The sequence below is a fragment of the Paenibacillus sp. FSL R7-0340 genome, from assembly GCF_038002205.1.
GTDB classification, from domain to species: Bacteria; Bacillota; Bacilli; order Paenibacillales; family Paenibacillaceae; genus Paenibacillus; species Paenibacillus polymyxa_B.
This window is the reverse complement of record NZ_JBBOBY010000001.1, coordinates 127045-144948: the sequence shown is the minus strand read 5'-3', so window position 1 is coordinate 144948 and position 17904 is coordinate 127045. Positions and strand designations below refer to the sequence as shown.

General features: G+C 45.5%; 20 protein-coding genes and 1 tRNA gene. 3 read left to right on the top strand and 18 right to left on the bottom strand.

Going from position 1 to position 17904, the window contains the following annotated elements; all coding sequences use genetic code 11:
• Positions 1 to 111: 111 nt before the first annotated feature.
• The 16 genes from dnaB to rpsF form a co-directional block, all read right to left on the bottom strand.
• A complete protein-coding gene (dnaB, locus tag MKX59_RS00605; RefSeq protein ID WP_023991136.1) occupies positions 112 to 1470 on the bottom strand; it encodes a replicative DNA helicase in 1359 nt (452 codons plus the stop codon).
• Positions 1471 to 1472: 2 nt separating this feature from the next.
• On the bottom strand, positions 1473 to 1916 hold the full coding sequence (gene rplI, locus MKX59_RS00600; protein WP_023991137.1) for a 50S ribosomal protein L9: 444 nt from the start codon (positions 1914 to 1916) through the stop codon (positions 1473 to 1475).
• Positions 1913 to 3901, bottom strand: a complete 1989-nt coding sequence (locus MKX59_RS00595) for a DHH family phosphoesterase (protein WP_053326510.1) — start codon at positions 3899 to 3901, stop codon at positions 1913 to 1915. The genes rplI and MKX59_RS00595 overlap by 4 nt, the downstream gene beginning before the upstream one ends.
• Positions 3902 to 3912: 11 nt before the next feature.
• Entirely contained in the window at positions 3913 to 4830 is a 918-nt protein-coding gene (locus MKX59_RS00590) for a DUF2232 domain-containing protein (protein ID WP_053326511.1), read from the bottom strand.
• Positions 4831 to 4835: 5 nt separating this feature from the next.
• The gene (locus tag MKX59_RS00585) at positions 4836 to 5138 is read right to left on the bottom strand and encodes a MazG-like family protein (RefSeq protein WP_013312791.1); all 303 of its coding nucleotides are present in this window, start codon (positions 5136 to 5138) and stop codon (positions 4836 to 4838) included.
• Positions 5139 to 5259: 121 nt separating this feature from the next.
• Positions 5260 to 5688: a CBS domain-containing protein gene (locus tag MKX59_RS00580; RefSeq protein ID WP_013312792.1), complete on the bottom strand. Its 429-nt coding sequence runs from the start codon at positions 5686 to 5688 to the stop codon at positions 5260 to 5262.
• Between the two features lie 45 nt (positions 5689 to 5733).
• Positions 5734 to 6792 carry an LCP family protein gene (locus tag MKX59_RS00575; protein WP_023991140.1) on the bottom strand — a complete coding sequence of 353 codons (1059 nt, stop codon included), beginning with the start codon at positions 6790 to 6792 and terminating at the stop codon, positions 5734 to 5736.
• 237 nt (positions 6793 to 7029) lie between these two features.
• Positions 7030 to 7971 carry a D-alanyl-D-alanine carboxypeptidase family protein gene (locus tag MKX59_RS00570; RefSeq protein WP_023991141.1) on the bottom strand — a complete coding sequence of 314 codons (942 nt, stop codon included), beginning with the start codon at positions 7969 to 7971 and terminating at the stop codon, positions 7030 to 7032.
• Between the two features lie 158 nt (positions 7972 to 8129).
• Positions 8130 to 9095, bottom strand: coding sequence for an ABC transporter ATP-binding protein (locus tag MKX59_RS00565; RefSeq protein ID WP_013312795.1), 966 nt, complete (start codon positions 9093 to 9095; stop codon positions 8130 to 8132).
• Complete coding sequence (locus MKX59_RS00560) at positions 9092 to 10075, bottom strand: ABC transporter ATP-binding protein (RefSeq protein ID WP_340857302.1); 984 nt, start codon at positions 10073 to 10075, stop codon at positions 9092 to 9094. Before MKX59_RS00560 ends, MKX59_RS00565 begins: the two co-directional genes overlap by 4 nt.
• A gap of 13 nt (positions 10076 to 10088) precedes the next feature.
• Positions 10089 to 11012: an oligopeptide ABC transporter permease gene (gene opp4C, locus MKX59_RS00555; protein WP_013312797.1), complete on the bottom strand. Its 924-nt coding sequence runs from the start codon at positions 11010 to 11012 to the stop codon at positions 10089 to 10091.
• Between the two features lie 11 nt (positions 11013 to 11023).
• Entirely contained in the window at positions 11024 to 11986 is a 963-nt protein-coding gene (locus MKX59_RS00550) for an ABC transporter permease (RefSeq protein WP_023991143.1), read from the bottom strand.
• 68 nt (positions 11987 to 12054) lie between these two features.
• A complete protein-coding gene (locus MKX59_RS00545; protein WP_053326513.1) occupies positions 12055 to 13794 on the bottom strand; it encodes an ABC transporter substrate-binding protein in 1740 nt (579 codons plus the stop codon).
• A 525-nt stretch (positions 13795 to 14319) separates the two neighbouring features.
• Complete coding sequence (gene rpsR / locus MKX59_RS00540; protein ID WP_013312800.1) at positions 14320 to 14592, bottom strand: 30S ribosomal protein S18; 273 nt, start codon at positions 14590 to 14592, stop codon at positions 14320 to 14322.
• Positions 14593 to 14613: 21 nt separating this feature from the next.
• A complete protein-coding gene (gene ssb, locus MKX59_RS00535; RefSeq protein ID WP_013312801.1) occupies positions 14614 to 15105 on the bottom strand; it encodes a single-stranded DNA-binding protein in 492 nt (163 codons plus the stop codon).
• Between the two features lie 49 nt (positions 15106 to 15154).
• On the bottom strand, positions 15155 to 15439 hold the full coding sequence (rpsF, locus tag MKX59_RS00530) for a 30S ribosomal protein S6 (protein WP_013312802.1): 285 nt from the start codon (positions 15437 to 15439) through the stop codon (positions 15155 to 15157).
• 318 nt (positions 15440 to 15757) lie between these two features.
• On the opposite strand from rpsF, the gene MKX59_RS00525 reads away from it, so the two are divergent.
• Both MKX59_RS00525 and MKX59_RS00520 read left to right on the top strand, forming a co-directional pair.
• Entirely contained in the window at positions 15758 to 15952 is a 195-nt protein-coding gene (locus MKX59_RS00525) for a YjzC family protein (protein ID WP_013312803.1), read from the top strand.
• Between the two features lie 367 nt (positions 15953 to 16319).
• Complete coding sequence (locus MKX59_RS00520; protein WP_013312804.1) at positions 16320 to 16637, top strand: hypothetical protein; 318 nt, start codon at positions 16320 to 16322, stop codon at positions 16635 to 16637.
• 81 nt (positions 16638 to 16718) lie between these two features.
• On the opposite strand, the gene MKX59_RS00515 is transcribed toward MKX59_RS00520, so the two are convergent.
• On the bottom strand, positions 16719 to 17084 hold the full coding sequence (locus MKX59_RS00515) for a hypothetical protein (RefSeq protein ID WP_023991145.1): 366 nt from the start codon (positions 17082 to 17084) through the stop codon (positions 16719 to 16721).
• 265 nt (positions 17085 to 17349) lie between these two features.
• On the opposite strand from MKX59_RS00515, the gene MKX59_RS00510 reads away from it, so the two are divergent.
• The gene (locus tag MKX59_RS00510; RefSeq protein ID WP_023991146.1) at positions 17350 to 17610 is read left to right on the top strand and encodes a hypothetical protein; all 261 of its coding nucleotides are present in this window, start codon (positions 17350 to 17352) and stop codon (positions 17608 to 17610) included.
• 185 nt (positions 17611 to 17795) lie between these two features.
• On the opposite strand, the gene MKX59_RS00505 is transcribed toward MKX59_RS00510, so the two are convergent.
• Positions 17796 to 17886: transfer RNA gene (locus tag MKX59_RS00505), tRNA-Ser, on the bottom strand.
• Positions 17887 to 17904: the final 18 nt, after the last annotated feature.

Sequence of the window (17904 nt, the reverse complement as noted above, 5' to 3'; positions counted from 1 at the left end):
GTAATTGAGAGTTTCATTCCTTATATGAAAATACGTGAACCCTATAAAAAAGGACCCTTTCGAGATCGCGAAATCCGCGTCGAAAGAGCCTTTTCTTATGATACTAATATGTTATCCGGCGAACGCATCCGAATGGGCACGCTCGTAATTAGCGAATTTATTATAATTTTTGAGAAAGACCAATTCTACCGTACCGACCGGGCCGTTACGCTGCTTGGCAATGATAATCTCAATAATATTCTTCTTTTCTGTTTCCTGATTATAGTAATCATCCCGGTACAGAAACGCCACGATATCAGCATCCTGCTCGATAGAACCCGATTCCCGCAAGTCACTCATCATCGGCCGCTTGTCTTGACGCTGCTCCACACCCCGACTCAGCTGGGAGAGGGCAATTACAGGCACTTCAAGCTCACGGGCGATTTGCTTCAATGTCCGTGAAATTTCGGATACCTCCTGTTGCCGGTTCTCGCCTGCTTTGCCTCGTCCGTGAATAAGCTGCAAGTAGTCGATTACGATCATGCCAAGTCCCTTTTCCGTCTTGAGACGGCGGCACTTGGCACGGATATCAGCCACAGTGATGCCGGGCGTATCATCGATATAGATTTCCGCCTCTGACAAGGCTGCAATGCCCATCGTCAGCTTCGCCCAATCGTCGTCGCCTTTAAATTCACCTGTCCGCATGACGTTCGCGTCCAGATTGGCCTCGGCGCAAATCATCCGCTGCACGAGCTGAGCGGCCGACATCTCCAGACTGAAGATGGCTACTGTCTCTTTTGCCCGAACTGCAACGTTTTGCGCAATATTCAGAGCGAACGCTGTTTTACCTACGGATGGACGGGCGGCCACAATGATCAAGTCATTGCGCTGGAAACCCGCCGTCATCTTGTCCAAATCAACAAACCCGGACGGAATCCCGGTCGTATTGCCCTTGTTCTGATGCAGCAATTCAACGCGGTCAAACACTTCCATCACGACATCGCGGATGGCAATAAAGCCACTACCTGAGCGCCCGTTGGATATCTCCATAATCTTGCGCTCAGCATCGCTCAGCATACCAGCGACATCTTCGCCACTGCTATAGCCTTCGCTCACAATCTGTGTAGCTGCACGAATCAAGCGACGAAGCATCGCTTTTTCTTCAATGATCTGGGCATAGTAATCCACGTTAGCCGCTGTTGGCACCCCGTGAGCCAGCTTCGCCAGATAACTGACACCGCCGATATCCTCTAGCTGTCCCTTGTCCTGAATTTTCGAGGTCAGCGTAACCAAGTCAATCGGCTGTCCGGATTCACCCAGCTCAATCATTGCTTCGTAAATCATCTGATGAGCCTTATCATAAAAGTCCTCGGTTTGCACCCGCTCCATTGCGGTAATCAGTGCTTCAGACTGGAGCAAAATAGACCCGATAACCGCCTGTTCAGCCTCCAGATTTTGCGGAGGAATCCGATCAAAAAATTCGCCGCCCATAATTATTCTTCAGTCACCTGTACTTTCAGCGTAGCTTTGACCTCAGGATGAAGCTTAACGGTCATTTGAGTCACGCCCAACGTACGAATCGGTTCTTCCAGCTCAATTTTGCGTTTGTCCAGCTTGATGCCAGTTTTAGCTACTGCCTCCGCGATTTGCTTGCTTGTAATCGCGCCGAACAGCCGTCCACCTTCACCAGCCTTCGCCTTGAGCTGAATCGTTGTCTCTTCCAGCTTTTTGCCGAGCGCTTGAGCCTCTTCCTTTTCCTCTTGCTTGCGCTTTTCCTCAGCAGCATTCTGATTTTCCAGCGTCTTCATATTTCCTTCTGTCGCTGGACGGGCAACACCACGCGGCAACAGGAAATTCGCTGCATAACCGTCCGACACTTCCTTAATTTGCCCCTTCTTGCCTTGGCCCTTCATATCTTTAATGAATATCACTTTCATTCAAATAACCCCTCTTCCCCATCAATTTCGGCCAGCACGTCGACCACTCTGCGCTTAGCTTCCTCCAGCGGGCAATCCAGCTGAACCGCCGCATTCGTCAGATGTCCTCCGCCGCCTAGCCGTTCCATGACGACCTGTACGTTCATGCGTCCGAGTGAACGGGCGCTGATCCCCACCAGGCCGTCAGGACGTTCACTGACCACAAAGGAGGCCAGTACATCCGTCATATTGAGTAATGAATCCGCCACCTGAGCAATCAGGAGCTGCGGTATTTTCTGTCCGGGCTCAGTTACCGCAATTGCGATATGCCCATATATCATTTTAGCATGCTTAATAATTTCCGCCTTAGCAATATATTCATCCAGGTCCTCTTTTAACATGCGCTGGATCATTACTGTATCTGCCCCACTACGCCGTAAAAAGCCGGCTGCCTCGAATGTACGCGAGCCTGTATGCAGGGAAAAATGCTTGGTATCCACCGTAATCCCCGCCAGCAGTGATGTTGCCTCCAGCGGTGTCAGTTGGACCTTCTCATGGATATATTGTAGCAGCTCGGTCACCAGCTCACAGGCCGATGACGCATATGGCTCCAAGTAGATCAGAACCGAATCGTTAATAAATTCCTCGCCCCGACGATGATGGTCGACAACCACCACCCGGCTGGCCGTTTGCACCAGACGCGGCTCAATCGTCATTGAGGCCTTATGCGTGTCCACCACGACCAGCAGACTGTGCTCAGTCATCAGCTGGAGCGACTGCTCTGGCGTCATGAGCGCTTGCGATAACTTCTCATCCTTGTTTACCTGCTCCATCATTCGGTCGATAGACGGATTGGATTTATCCAGTACGATATGTGCCTCTACATTGTAAAGTGCCGCAGCCTTCCACACACCGATGGCCGCTCCCAATGCATCCATGTCCGGTATTTTGTGTCCCATGATCAGGACGCGGTCGCTCTCCTGCATCAGGTCACGCAGCGCATGTGCAATGACTCGGGCACGCACCCTGGTACGCTTCTCGACAGCATTGGACTTGCCTCCATAAAAGGACAGGCGCTGTCCCGCCTTCACTGCTGCCTGATCGCCCCCACGTCCAAGCGCCATATCTAGACTGGATTGGGCCAGCTCGCCTAGCTCCTTGATGCTCTCTGCACCGAAGGACAAGCCAATACTCAGTGTCATTGGTACTTTTAAATCCGCCGTCATTTCCCTTACGGTATCCAGAATGACGAATCGACTTTGCTCCAGCTCCTGAAGCGCTTTATGATTTAGCATAATGAGATAACGCTCAGAAGATAATCGACGCAAATAAATATTGTACTGATTAGCCCAAGATGTAATCTCGCTTGACACCTTTGCAATAAGCGCGGTGCGTTGCTGATCGTCCATTCCCTGAGCAGCCTCGTCCATATTATCGAGCATGACGATACCGAGCGCCAACCGCTCGTTTTCATACTGCTTGCGTAGCACCGCCAACTCCGTGACTTCATACAAATATATCAGACGCTCATCGGGCACGATCAAAAACTGATAATGACGCTCATCATGCTGTAGCTCCACCTTCAGCTCACGAGCAGGCTCCTTTGTTTCCTTCTTGGTGCTTAGAGCACCTGCGAGTTGAGGAAACAAATCTTGAAGAGACTCACCAATCAGTGATTGCTCCTCGAACATCTCCCCGGCAAACCGATTGTGCCATTCTACCGTTCGATTTTCACTGTATAAAATGATGCCGAACGGCAATGCACTAATCGCTTCCCCTTCCACCCGCTTGATCCGGAAGGAAAGACCGCTGATATATTGATTCAGTTCCCGACGAAAATCCAATTCCGTCTTCAGCATCAGCCCGCCGAGCAAGAATGACAGCAGCAGTCCTATCACACCCAGTTCCCAGTTGTACATGGAAATACATATGACAAGCACCAGCAGCAGTAAAAACGCCCAGACCGTCTGATAGCCGTGCCAGCGTTTTTGTAGAAATTTAGGCATGACTGTTCACCCTATTTCTTTGATCTTGTAATAGCTTCACGCAGCGGAAAGGCCAAATCAATAATACCTATAATGCGGAGCGGCTGGAACACCAGAACGACGAGCGACAGCAGCAACGCAATCACCGGGCTCATTTTACGGCTATGCGTCCAGAAGTATACAAAACCAATCGTCTGGATAATAAAACATGCATGAATCAGCGGTAGCATACTAATGGAAACCATTTGAATCCAGCTGCTATCGGAAGACCCTGCTATCCATTCAATTACAATTGCCAGCAGATAATACCAGATCAGCGCGCGCGGTAGCCTCCACTCGCGAGCAGGCTTCATTTTGCGTACCGGTACATCGAGACTGCTCAATGCCGGACGTGCCAAAGCATGCGTAATCACCGCCAATATGAACGAGGTCATGATCAGCACATACGGAATTTTTCCAATCAGCATTGTACTGAGTTTCTGCGTATCCTCCGCTGTCCAATTCATGTTCGAAAACATCGGATTAGCACTCAAAACCTGCTGTACTATACTTGCCGATATCGCGGCCTGATCACGAAGGTACTGCGAAAGATCAAACCCAAAAGAATACGTAGCGATAAACAGAACAACCAACAACTCGGCTAAAATAATGCCCATTCCGGTCATCAACGCCTGAAAAGCAGGTCCTCCCTTTTTATAAATCCGTCCCATCATTATTGAAGGAATCAGAAAATAAATCGCAGGGAGCAGCGAATACACATCGAGTAGCGCTATAATTAACAGCACCGGTATGACGTGAACCAGAAATCCTTTGAAAGGCAGCGATGAAAACAATACAGCGCCAGGCACAATCAGCAAAAATACGGTAATGATTCTTAATGGTGTCAATAGAGTCAGCAGCAGAAGCAAATAAATGACGCTCCATGCTACAGTTGCCAAGCGGAATTTCAACGTTTTCACCTCTTACGCATATGTTCTTCCAGTGCGGAAATGTCCTGATACCAATCCTCCAGCTGGTGTCCTTCTTTTCTGTGCTTTCTTAGCTTGTCGATGAGTAGATCATCCAATTCACGGTAAGACACTCCAAGGCGCCTCCCCAAAATATAACTGCTCATCACCAAACTCGCCAAACAATCACCAATGCGGGCTGTACTGCCTTCCCACATCGCCTTAAACAGACGGGAGACTTGGTCAAGCACCTCTGTTTTAAGCCATTCAATAACCTTGGCTCGTTTAACTACATCCATTTCTTTAGGCATATGATGAAGAGTCACACCCCTCTGAAAAAGCTTTATTCTCCATTATAGCATATCCTATTCTGAAAATAACTGTTACCCCATAAGGTAAATCGTTATTTTCGGACCAGCTTTGCTGCTTATTTTAGCTTGAAGTATTAAGCGATTCCCTGGACACAAATTTTTCACAATACTCAATAATCTGGCTGCGACGTACAATGCCAATAAACCGTTCCATATCATCTACGACGGGCACAAAATTCTGTACCTTCGCCAAATTAATTAAATCCTCCATGTTCGCGTCAATGGATACGGGCTTCATCGTAACCCGCAACGGAACGTCCTTAAGCATAAACTTAGAAGCGTTTTCAAAGGTGATTTTCCCCTCGGACTCTTTCATATGCCACAACAGATCACCTTCTGTAACTGTACCTGTATATCTACCTTCTTTATCCAAAATAGGAACCGCTGTAAAACGGTGATATTCCATCCGTTCCAACGTTTGCCGTAAAGTAGCATCCGCCGTTACACAAGCAACTTCCTGTTTGGGAAGCAAGAAAAAAGCGATGTTCATGAGAAACGAATCCCCCTCAAAATCAAATATAAATCAATTGATTATTCACTGAATGTCCTGCTTGTCGGGAAGCCTCAGCGTCTGCGGGGTTGTATCGGAATCTAGCCAGTTCGCAATCATAAGTCTGGCATATTCAAGTTCCTGTTCATTAGCCCGGTCATAATACAGGCCCTTCTTCTTGAACCCTTCCCCCGTAATCGTAAAACTTGAAATTTGTGGATTCCCCTGCGAAATAGCCTGCTTGCCAAGCCCAGTAATAAAAGTAGGTTCCATATCGGTTTTGAAATTGGCTCCCATAATATCGAGCAGCTCCGGGATTTTGGTAATTCCGTTGATATTCAGCAGCTTATCGGCCATAGCGTTCAAGAAAATTTGCTGCCGTTTTGTACGGTTGAAGTCGCTATCTTCCCGATATCTAACATAATACATGGCTTCCTCACCATTATAAAGCGGCTTGCCCGCCTCAATACGGAACTTGATATGCAGCGGATTCTTATTCTCAATGGGCTTGTCGATGGGAAGCACAACTCCACCCACTGCGTTCACCGCCTCCTGAATACCCTGGAAATTAATCGTAGCATAATAATCGGCCTTATGCTCCATCAACTTCTCTACTGTAGCCATGGACATATCTGCGCCTCCGAACGCATAAGCATGCCCCAACTTATCAAAATCATCCTCGCCATCGCGATTCGGATCATGTCCGACAATTTGTACGTACGTATCCCTTGGAATGGAAATCAAAAGCACACGCGATTCTGCGGGCCGTACTACTGCATACATAACCGTATCCGAACGACCACGCGCCTTTTCATTTGGCCTTTCATCTGTACCCAGTAACAGCACCGAAAAGGGCTCCTTACGGTAAGCTACTGTCTCTTGCTGCTGCTGTTCACCGGATTGTCGCGGCTGATAGGATTTCTCCAGCTTGCTCTCCAACGTCGGTGATACAAACCAATCAAAAGCCACCAGTGTCAGCTGTTTGCGGAATAGGTAGCCTCCCACTGCAATCAAAAATAAAACAATACATGAAATATATAGAGCGGTAAACCTCTTTTTCTTTTTGGGCTTTCCACTGGTCCTTCTCTTATGTCTTCTCTCCATAACAGGTACCTTCCTTCTTTCCGTCACAAATCCCATCTCTTCATTAAACCGAATTGGTCCCACATGAAGCGAAAACTTCCCCTCAAAGCATAAAAGGTCTGCTACCCTGTTGTCAAAAGTATCATGGCGTGGTCAGCTTCTCAAATTCATGCCAAAAAAGGCTTCGACCTCACGGTCAAAGCCCCAATTCATGTTTATATTCGTATCCTATGTAGCTTTTCAAAATCATTTTCCCCCTTAATGCGGGGCCAGTTTCACCAAATTTTGCAGTCGCACCGGGAAAGAAGTCGACAGGGCAAAACCATAATCGAACAACCTCCGTGTCTGCTCAAAACGCTCCTCCTTGCTCGGTGCACCCAGCACCACAGCAACTAGCCGTCTTCCATGCTGCTCAGCTGTACCCGTGAAGCAGTATCCAGCATCGCTTGTGTATCCTGCTTTCAGTCCGTCCGTTCCCGCGTAAGAGTACGGTCCAGCCAAGGAAGGCAGCATCCAGTTCGTATTACTAATGTAGATGCCTTTATCCTTCAACTCCATCTGCGTACGGCTGGACGTTCTCAAAATCTCCGGGTGTGACGTAATCAAATAGGAGGCCAACTTCGCCGTGTCGCTTGCTGTCATTTTCGTTTCTCCCCGAATATCCTCAGGGTGATTCGGCCCCAATTCACTCTGCCCTGCTCCAGAGGCATTGCTGAAGCGACTATCGGATGACAACCCGATTTGGGCAGCTTTTCCATTCATACGCTTCACAAAAGCTGATTCATTCCCTGCTGAACGCTCCGCTAACGCGACAGCGGCATCATTCGCTGAATACACAACCATACTCTGGAACAATTCGGATACGGTCATCCTTTCACCATACCGGAGGGACAAATTCACACCGCCCACCGTACTCGCGTAACGGCTAATTCGCACTTCATCATTCCAGCCTAACCGTCCGGCCCGAATATCCTCCAGCACCAATAGCTCAGTCATGAGCTTGGACATATTTGCGGAAGGCATAGGCGTATCGCCGTTCACATCCATCAGTAATTCCCCAGTATGCATGTCCATCAGCACCGCAGCCTCTGCATCCACATTCGGCTTTCCGATCAACAGGCGGGGTCCAAGCGTAATAAAAATCAATATAATAAGTACCGGGACGACAATAGCCCAACGTAACCAATGTTTTTTCATCATCGTAATAACCTCCATACTTTATTAGACGATGAAAAATCCATTTTGTCTGCAATTTTTCGAAAAAAAGATACAATTTTTTTACCTTTTGTATTCCACGCCAAAATATCCGTCAATTCTGCTTTCAGGATGACGGATATTTTGCTTCCTAATTATATATTTTAGGCAAAGTGACAGGCTACAAAATGCTGATCGCCCGCATCGCGGTATACCGGAATCTCTGTTTTACAACGTGCTTCTGCCATAGGACAACGTGTATGAAACTTGCATCCTGAAGGCGGATTGGCCGGAGATGGGATGTCTCCTTTCAACACAATCCGTTGTCTCTTGATCGTGGGATCGGGAATCGGTACTGCCGATAGCAGCGCCTTTGTGTACGGATGAAGCGGATTACTGAACAGTTCCTCCTTGGAGGAAAGCTCTACCATTGAACCCAGATACATCACACCAATCCGGCTACACAGATGCTCGACTACACTTAGATCATGCGAGATGAACAGATAGGTCAATTGGCGTTCCTGCTGCAAATCACTTAACAAGTTAATAATCTGGGCCTGAATAGACACATCTAGAGCAGATACCGGCTCATCAGCCACAATAAAATCAGGATTCAAAATCAAAGCCCTTGCAATCCCGATCCGCTGACGCTGGCCGCCAGAGAACTCATGCGGATACCGATCATAATGATACGAGGATAGCCCACAAATATTCAGCGTTTCATTGACCTTCTTCCGCAGCTCACTACGATCAATCAGCCCGTGATCCAGCAACGCCTCACCAATGGCTTCACCGACCTTAATTCTCGGATTCAGTGAGCTAAAAGGGTCCTGAAAGACGATTTGCAACTTCGGACGAAGCGCACGAATCTGCTCTTTGTTTAACGCGTGCAAGTCTTCACCTTTGTATCGTACCGATCCCTCTGTCTTATCCATCAATCTAAGAATCGTGCGTCCAATCGTACTTTTGCCACAACCCGATTCTCCTACCAGACCGAAGGATTCACCCTTATGAATGTTAAAGGATACATCATCGACTGCTTTCACATGTCCGACAGTACGCTGAAAAATCCCGCCTGTGATCGGGAAATACTTTTTCAGCCCTTCCACTTGAATCAAAGGCTCGCTCATATCCGTTGCCCTCCTTCTTTCTCATATAGCCAGCAGGCAACCTTATGACCATTCTCCTTTTCATTCAAAGGAGGAGCCTGATCCTTGCAGATTTGCATACAGTGGAAGCACCGATCATGGAAATGACAATTTTCCCCCAACTCAATTGGGTTTGGAACCTGTCCTGGGATGGAATACAGTCGATCCATTTTCTGATTAATGACGGGCTTCGCCTTTAATAAGCCTTGAGTATATGGATGCTGCGGATTTTTAAACAGCTCAATGACAGGCGCCTCTTCAATGACGTTTCCAGCATACATAACGACCACATAATCAGCCATTTCTGCCACGACACCCAAGTCGTGCGTAATGAGCATAATGGACGTTTTAAGCTTATCCTTCAAATCCCGCATTAAATCCAGAATCTGTGCCTGAATCGTAACATCCAGTGCCGTTGTTGGTTCATCCGCAATCAATAACTTCGGATTACAGCTTAATGCGATGGCAATCATGATCCGCTGGCGCATACCGCCACTCAATTCATGAGGATAGGAATGAAATATTTCCTCTGAACGTGAAATCCCCACCAAATTAATCAGCTCAATTGCCCGAGCATGTGCTTCTCTTTTACTCATTAATGTATGCATCAGCAACGGCTCCGTGATCTGTTCCCCAATCGTAAGCACGGGATTCAGAGAAGACATCGGCTCCTGAAAAATAATCGAGATGTCATTGCCGCGAATTTGCTGCATTTGACCTTTATTGAGTTTTAGGAGGTCTTTGCCCTCAAACCAGATTTGTCCGTCTGAGGTGTGGGGAGAATCAATCAACCGCATCATCGTCATCGCAGTTACACTCTTACCGCAACCAGATTCTCCTACCACACAGAGCGTTTCACCCTCACGAATTTTAAAACTGACGTCATTGACCGCTTTGACAGTTCCGTTAGAGGTATGAAAGTGGGTTTTCAGGTTACGAAATTCAATCAAAGCATTTTCCATAAACGTTCGTCTCCTACTTCTTCATTTTAGGGTCCAGCGCATCACGCAAACCGTCGCCAATCAGGTTAATCGCTACAACTGTAATTAGAATACACATTCCCGGTGGGACCCATATCCAAGGCCGTTTGCGGAAGTCAATTAGGTTATTTGCAGCCGATATCATATTCCCCCACGAAGGTGTGGGCGGCACAACGCCGATTCCCAAGTAACTGAGCGCAGATTCTGTAATAATCGCACCCGCTACTCCAAGCGTAGCCGTAACAATAATGGTAGGAATGGTGTTCGGCAGCAAATGTCGGAATATTTTGCGACGGTCTCTCAAGCCTAGCGCTTCCGTCGCCTGCATGAACTCCTGTTCACGCAGCGTAAGAATCTGCCCCCTGACCAGACGGGACAAGCTAGTCCAGCTCAAGACCCCGATAATGAGCATCAGAAAATAAATGCGATTCGACGGATCGACTTTCAAATCCGACAGAACAGCACCTAAAATAATAAGCAGCGGTAATGTAGGGAGTGCCATGAAAATATCGGCAATCCGCATAATAACCGTATCCACGCCTTTACGATAAAACCCTGCCAGCGCACCCAACGTCGCTCCGATCATGACCGAAATAAACGTGGCGACCAGCCCCACCGTCAAGGAAATACGGCCTGCCAGCATTGTACGCAACAAAATATCTCTACCAAACTTATCTGTACCAAGCCAGTACTTAGCATTAGGCGATAAATTTTTGTCAGCTAGCTTGTAATCATCTAAATGATAAGGTGAAATCATCGGTCCAAAACTACAAATGATAACCATCAGAATTAATATAACGAGACCAGCCAAAGCCAGACGGTTTTGGTTAAAACGGCGAACGGCGATTCTCCATGGAGACGCTTCAGGACGGATCGCCGCCTTTTGATTCGTTTCAATCGTGACTGTTTCTGCGGACAATAGTATCCCTCCTACTTCAAGCGAATTCTTGGATCTGCCATGCCATACAATACATCAGAGAGCAAATTACCGATAAGCGTAAGTAACGCTAAGAAAATCGTGAAGCCCAACATAAACGGATAATCCCGCATACTAATCGACTCCAGATAGACCTGACCCACACCCGGCCACACAAATACTTTCTCCAGAATCATCGCCCCACCAAATAAGGCCGGAAGCTCGAAGCCGAGTAGTGTGATGGCTGGAATCAGTGCATTGCGCAGTGCGTGCTTGAAAATAACCGTACGTTCCTTCAAGCCTTTGGCGCGTGCGGTACGAATATAATCCTGACGAATGACCTCCAACATGCCTGTACGGAAATACCGGGTCAGACTTCCTGTGCTCAGCATCGTAAGTACGAGTGTCGGCAGGAACATATGCTTGAGAACATCCACCATATAAGCCCACGAGCCTGGCTCCATCCCTGCTGTGGTCATGCCCCCAACCGGGAGAATCCCCCACTCTAGGGCAAATATTTTGATGACCAATAGACCAATAAAAAATGAAGGCAGCGACATACATAAGAAAATGAATAATGTGACAAACTTATCGAATAACGAATATTGAAACTTGGCTGAAAATACTCCTGCAATAACCGCAATCAGCCAGCTAAAAATAAGACTAAAAAAAGCGATAATAAATGAGTTCCATACATAATTGCCAATGACCTTCGTTACCGGCTGCTTATGCTGTAATGAATCCCCCATATTCCCCTTTAACATATTACCGGCCCATATAAAATAGCGTTGGTACTCCGGTTTATCCAGCCCGTAGATATGTCGTAGCTGCTGCGCCTTTTCGGCCGTCATATTCGGGTTCTGCTTGGCTGTAATATAATCACCCGGCACCATGGCTGAAATCGCAAATACGATAATGGATATGCCAATAAGTGTGGGGATGAGTTGCAGCAGTCTTCGAATAATGTACTGCTTCATATTCATTCCTCCAGACGAATAAAGTGATATGCCCAGCTCGTGAGAGCTGAGCATACGATTGGCAACCCTTATTGAGCGATCTGAGCGTTATGCAGAGTGAACTCAAAATCTTTGTATGGCGTAATTTCTAAGCCAGATACACGTCCATTAACTGGCCACATATCTCTGCGTTGGTACATAAAAATAGTTGGTAGATCTTTGTTCAGCTCTTGATAGAGCTGTTTGTAAATCAATTTGCGTTTCTCTTGATCCAGTTCATGCTTACCAGCAAGCGTTAGTTCATCGACCTTCTTATTGGAATAGCCGATATCATTTTGTGCACCATTCGAAATAAAAGTCGTTGTATCCGGGTCTGGTGTTAAGCCCCAAGCCGCGAAGAACATATCAAACTTGCCTGTGTCCTTTTTATCCATAATGGCGTTAAAATCTAAAGTTTCGGAAGTCAGCTTGATGCCTAGCTCCTTATAGTTATTGGACATGATCGGTAGCAAGGCCTCTACTACTGGGTTATCAGCAGTCGCAGAGAAGTTAATGGTCAACTTTTCTCCGTCCTTTTCGCGAATTCCGTCAGCACCAACCTTCCAGCCTGCCTCATCCAGCAAAGCCTTCGCCTTAGCTGTATCAAATTCATATTTGTTGATACCTTCATCCGTATAAGACCAAGATTCTGTAGATTGTGGAATGTTAATAACATTCGCATATGGACCATACACGCCCTGCACAATCTCCTTACGGTTTAAGCCAATCGTTAGAGCCTGACGTACTTTAGGGTCCTTAAATTTCTTTTCCTTATGATTAAACGCAATATATCCATAGCCGTTTGTCGGCATAATATTCACGTCCAAGAAGCCCAACGCCTTTAATTCCTCTACATTGTCTTCAGTAACTGTGATGTTGTCCATGTCCGTTTCACCTGTTTGCAGCATAGACAGGTTTGTTTCTTCTGTTGTTGTTTTGAAAATAACTGACTTCACTTTTGGTGCGCCTTTGAAGTAGTTTGGATTCGCATCAAATACGACTTGTTGACCCGGGGAGAAGCTCTTCAGTACATACTGACCAGAGCCGATTGGCTTATTATTAAGCGCCTTGATGCTGTCCAGGTTACCCTTTTTGAATCCTTTTCCATAATAAGCTTCTGGCATGAAGTATTGCTCACCCAGAAAATCCTTTGTATACGCTGTTGCTTCTGTAACGGTTACCTCTACTGTGTTATCATCAATGACTTTGATACCAGAGATATCATTCGCCTTGCCATCGTGGTACTCTTTACCGCCTTTAATCTTAAAAGATAATACATCTGTTTCTCCGTCATAATTTGGATCATGCAGTACCTTGAGGACAAAAGCATAATCCTTCACTGTTACTGGGGTACCGTCACTATACTTCACGCCTGGTTTCAGATGGAATGTATATTTTAGACCATCCGGCGATACATCAACCTTGTCAGCCAAACTATTTTCATATGTACCATCCGCCTTCACCTGTAAGAAGGAATCAAATACTGTTCTGACTACATATAAATCGTAAGTCGTTTGCCAGAATAGCGGGTTAAATACCCCTTTAGGTGATGTCATACCTACTACAATGTTATCTTTCCGATTAGTGGCTCCCGGAGGATTTTGCGTGAGATCAGTCGCTTTGATAACGCCCTCCGTAACGGGTGCAGTTCCTTCATTTCCCTCTGTTTTATTATCCGCATTGCCTTGCTGTGGCTGTGCCTCATTAGCACCCCCGCTACATCCTGCAAACAGAACACCAACGATCGTAAGCACCATAAGCAAAGAAACCCATTTCTTCGTCTGCATCATCCTGTTAATCCCCCTTAGTCGGTTCTTTATTTAACAGCCTGTCTCATTCCTGCGGTGATTCGTTAAAGCTTGAGGTTTGAAAATGAAGTTTGCACATCCTCCTCACTGTCTTAATAGCGTAAACACGTGTTTTAGACCTCTGGTCAATTTCGTGCGCTAACAACCATTACATTTTTATTAAGATTTATCTTAAGTGTAAAATAATATCACGTCAATATCTTTTTTTATGTAATATAAAAATGCAAAATATCTATTTATGTAAAGTTTATGAATTTTACTTGTGGAAAATGACAAAAAAACAGGATTTCATGTAATATAAAATAACATTTCAGAAGGCCGAAATGTTTACTCTGGCGAGTTGGGGAGCTTGCAATTTCACAAGCCATTAAAAGGTATACTATGGTTTATGGGTAAACATGGATTGTATTATTAGTAAGTTACAATAGATGGCACTTGTTGTCAATATAAAAAATCACGAAAAAAGACGCTCCCGGGATCGGGAACGTCTCTTTTTTCCACCCACTACTATTCAGTAGTGTAAGGAAGCAATGCGATTTGACGGGAACGTTTAACAGCGATTGTCAACATACGTTGATATTTCGCACTTGTTCCAGTCACACGACGAGGAAGAATTTTTCCACGTTCGCTAATGAATTTTTTAAGCAGGTCTGTATCTTTATAGTCAATGTGAGTAATTTTGTTCACAGTGAAGAAACATACTTTACGACGTTTGTTGCGACCACCACGACGAGCTGGTCTTTTGTTATCGTCTCCGCCTTCTCTTTGTCTGAAGCCCATTCTTTGTCAGTCCTTTCCCAATTAAAATGGTAAATCATCATCCGAAATATCGATCGGTTTTCCGTCATCGGAAAAAGGATCCTGATTGTTTCGCGAGTTATTATTCCCGCGTCCACTATTGCTGTTACCGCCTCCGAAAGGAGACTCCTCACGCGCAGCTCCACCGCTATTGCCGCCACCGTTACCGCCATCGCGGTTAGATTCCAAGAAACGCACATTATCAGCTACAATTTCAGTCACGTATACACGTTTTCCTTCATTGTTCTCATAATTACGCACCTGAACACGGCCTTCAACAGCCGTTAAACGACCTTTGCGAAGATAGTTAGCGCATGTTTCAGCAAGCTGACGCCAGGTTACGATCGGCAAGAAATCCGCTTCCCGTTCGCCGCCTTGACTCGTAAACGGACGGTCTACAGCCAGGGTGAACTGGGTTACTGCTACACCAGATGGTGTATAGCGCAGCTCTGGATCTTTGGTCAAACGACCGATCAGAATGACACGGTTCAACAATCCAATCCCCTCCTTTGAGCGTTGTTCATTACATAATCACGTACAATAATTAAGCTACGTCGTTCGTAATGAGATAACGAATTACTTCGTCAGAAATTTTCATGATACGCTCAAGCTCAGTAACAACAGCAGGTTCTGCTGTGAAGTTTACCAGAACGAAAGAACCATCACGGAATTTCTTGATCTCATACGCAAGACGGCGTTTAGTTACATCGTGACTCGTAATTTCGCCACCGCCGTTAGAGATGATACCTTGGAATTTATCGACTGTCGCTTGAACAGCTTCTTGTTCAATGTCAGGACGAATAATATACATCGCTTCATATTTGCGCATTCTTTACACCTCCTTATGGACATAAGGCCCTCAATCTCAGTTGAGAGCAAGGAACGAGCCTAAGCTCGCACTAAAACAGTTTACCAAATCCAACAACTGAATGCAACCTACAAATTCAATACACAAGCCTAAAACGGCTAAAAACACTGCATATCATTAGCTTTATACAATTTTATAGAACATCAAAAATTTCGCATATATAAAGGAAATAATTTGATTCACTCACTATCTGTATACACGGTTTCGCATGTTTCTGTTCAAGACAGCGCACAATAACCGTTGCAGTCCAAATTCATTTATCTAAGGAGGCACCACCGTATGGGTGAAAAGACTGAGTTCGAACCAGGGGATAAGGTCCCAAACGACGGCGTATACATGGAGGTCGGAGAAAAGAGCTTCCATACTGAAATCCAAAACCCACAGCAAGTAACGCTGGAAAGAGGCGATTCTTTTCCCGAAACCGCCAACCATAATCGCAAATGGAAGAAAAAAACGAAAGCTCGTGTCCACTAATGTATATTTCCTCGGAATCCTGGCCATATTATGATTAGGCGGTACAACAGAGAGGTGTGGTTCCGTTGGACGACGTAGCCGGACAAACTGTTAGGAGATCCATACCGGGCATTAGAAGCGTTAGGTTTGTGTAAAAGGACACTGTCTTTTCAACACTGGTATTGCTGGTCAGTACACCGAGTTTCATGATGTGATTGGACAGATCGTATCCTGTTAAAAATGTATCGCCTACGATGGAGGACCTTTGTGGTCCTCCTTTGTTGCATTATCGGACTTTTTGCATATCCTGGTAAAATGCAGATTAATTCAGCTCCTTCTGCTAGAATATATCCAAGTACAAAGACCTACTATCTACGGAGGTTTAAAGATGAGCTATTCTCGAATATTAAAGTGGATATCAGGTATATTCGAATTGGTGCTTGCCGTACCGATTGTGGGGGGAGCTATTGTCATGGGGACCGGCTACTCGGCTCTGGGATTTATGCTTGTCCTGCATGCAGTAACACTTATCCTGTCGTTACGCAATCAGGAGGCGATCTACGGCTCTGTATGGGGAGTACTCACTTCTTTGCTGGCCTGGATACCCTTTGTAGGCTGGGCTCTCCATTTGATTGCAGCGATCCTTCTGATGATCTCTGGCTCAAAAAAAACAAAACGCTATCATTACCCGCCTAACCAGCTATAACAAAAGAGTGCTCCTACCGGCAATGTTTCTCTGCTGTCAGGAGCATTTTTTGCTGTAACGATATCTCTCAGAAGGAACAAACTAACCCTTGTCTTTTACAAGGTCGAGCTGTATGTCTCCCCTTTCTCGCAGACACAGCAATTCATCGAACAGGAAAGTAAGTCCGCTTTTGTCTCTCCAGTTTCTGATGATGTCCGATACTACCTCCATCAAATCACGCCGAATCCCCTCTGCCAGTTGTAATCCTGCACTGTCACCATCAATGAACAAATGTGTGTGTGCCAGCTGCTCCAACTTGCGTACCTGACGCAGACATAGCACACCATTGTCCAGATAGAAGAAGTAGCATCCTTTATATAGAACCCCTTCGAATATCTCATACATATGCGGCAAATCATACGGCCCGTATACCATCGAAGCCCACTCCAATGCCAACGATTTACTCATACATCGTTTCCCCTTTCCTAATGAAAATAAAGTTATCCTTCTTTCCAAGTAATATGGAGCAAAAGTATGTAAACCTAAAACCAATAAAACTTAATAAGTACTACTTTATTAGTAATATAATATAAAAAATAGTACTACTCGGTGAGTAGTATGTCAATAGGATATACGAAAAAAGTTTTACGATATAGGTAGTGTAGGATATAATACAAATAACTAATTTAGTAATTTTGTAACCCACAATATTTTCTTAAGGAGGCTCATTAACGTGAGTCAAATTCATTTTAAATTGAGTGAAACACTAGAAATGATTGGAGCTACACGTAACAAGATCGCGGTGGAGTCGAAAACAAGACCTGCTACAATTCTTGATTTAGCAAGTGGCGATACAAAAACCATTAAGTTGGAAACCTTGGTTAATATCTTAAATGCGATAAACGAAATCGCCCGTAGCCACGGCTTGGAACAAACATTTGGTATTGAAGATATCATTCAGTACGTCCCTCAAAGCACAGAAAATACGCGCTAATCCACTTTGGGATAGCGCGTACTTTTTTTAAAAATATGATTCTTACCTTTCAAAAAGCATAAATCCCTTCTAAGTTCTTTACTTCGTGGACACGTTAGCCGCATATATACCTTCAAAATATCTCCCATAAACAAAAAATCTCCTACGTCACAGACGTAAGAGATTGGTTTATTAAATGAAGTTAGTGGCGGAAAGAGTGGGAGTCGAACCCACGCACGCCTTGCGACGCCTAACTGATTTCGAGTCAGCCCCCTTAGACCTCTTGGGTACCTTTCCGCAGCAAGGATAATTATA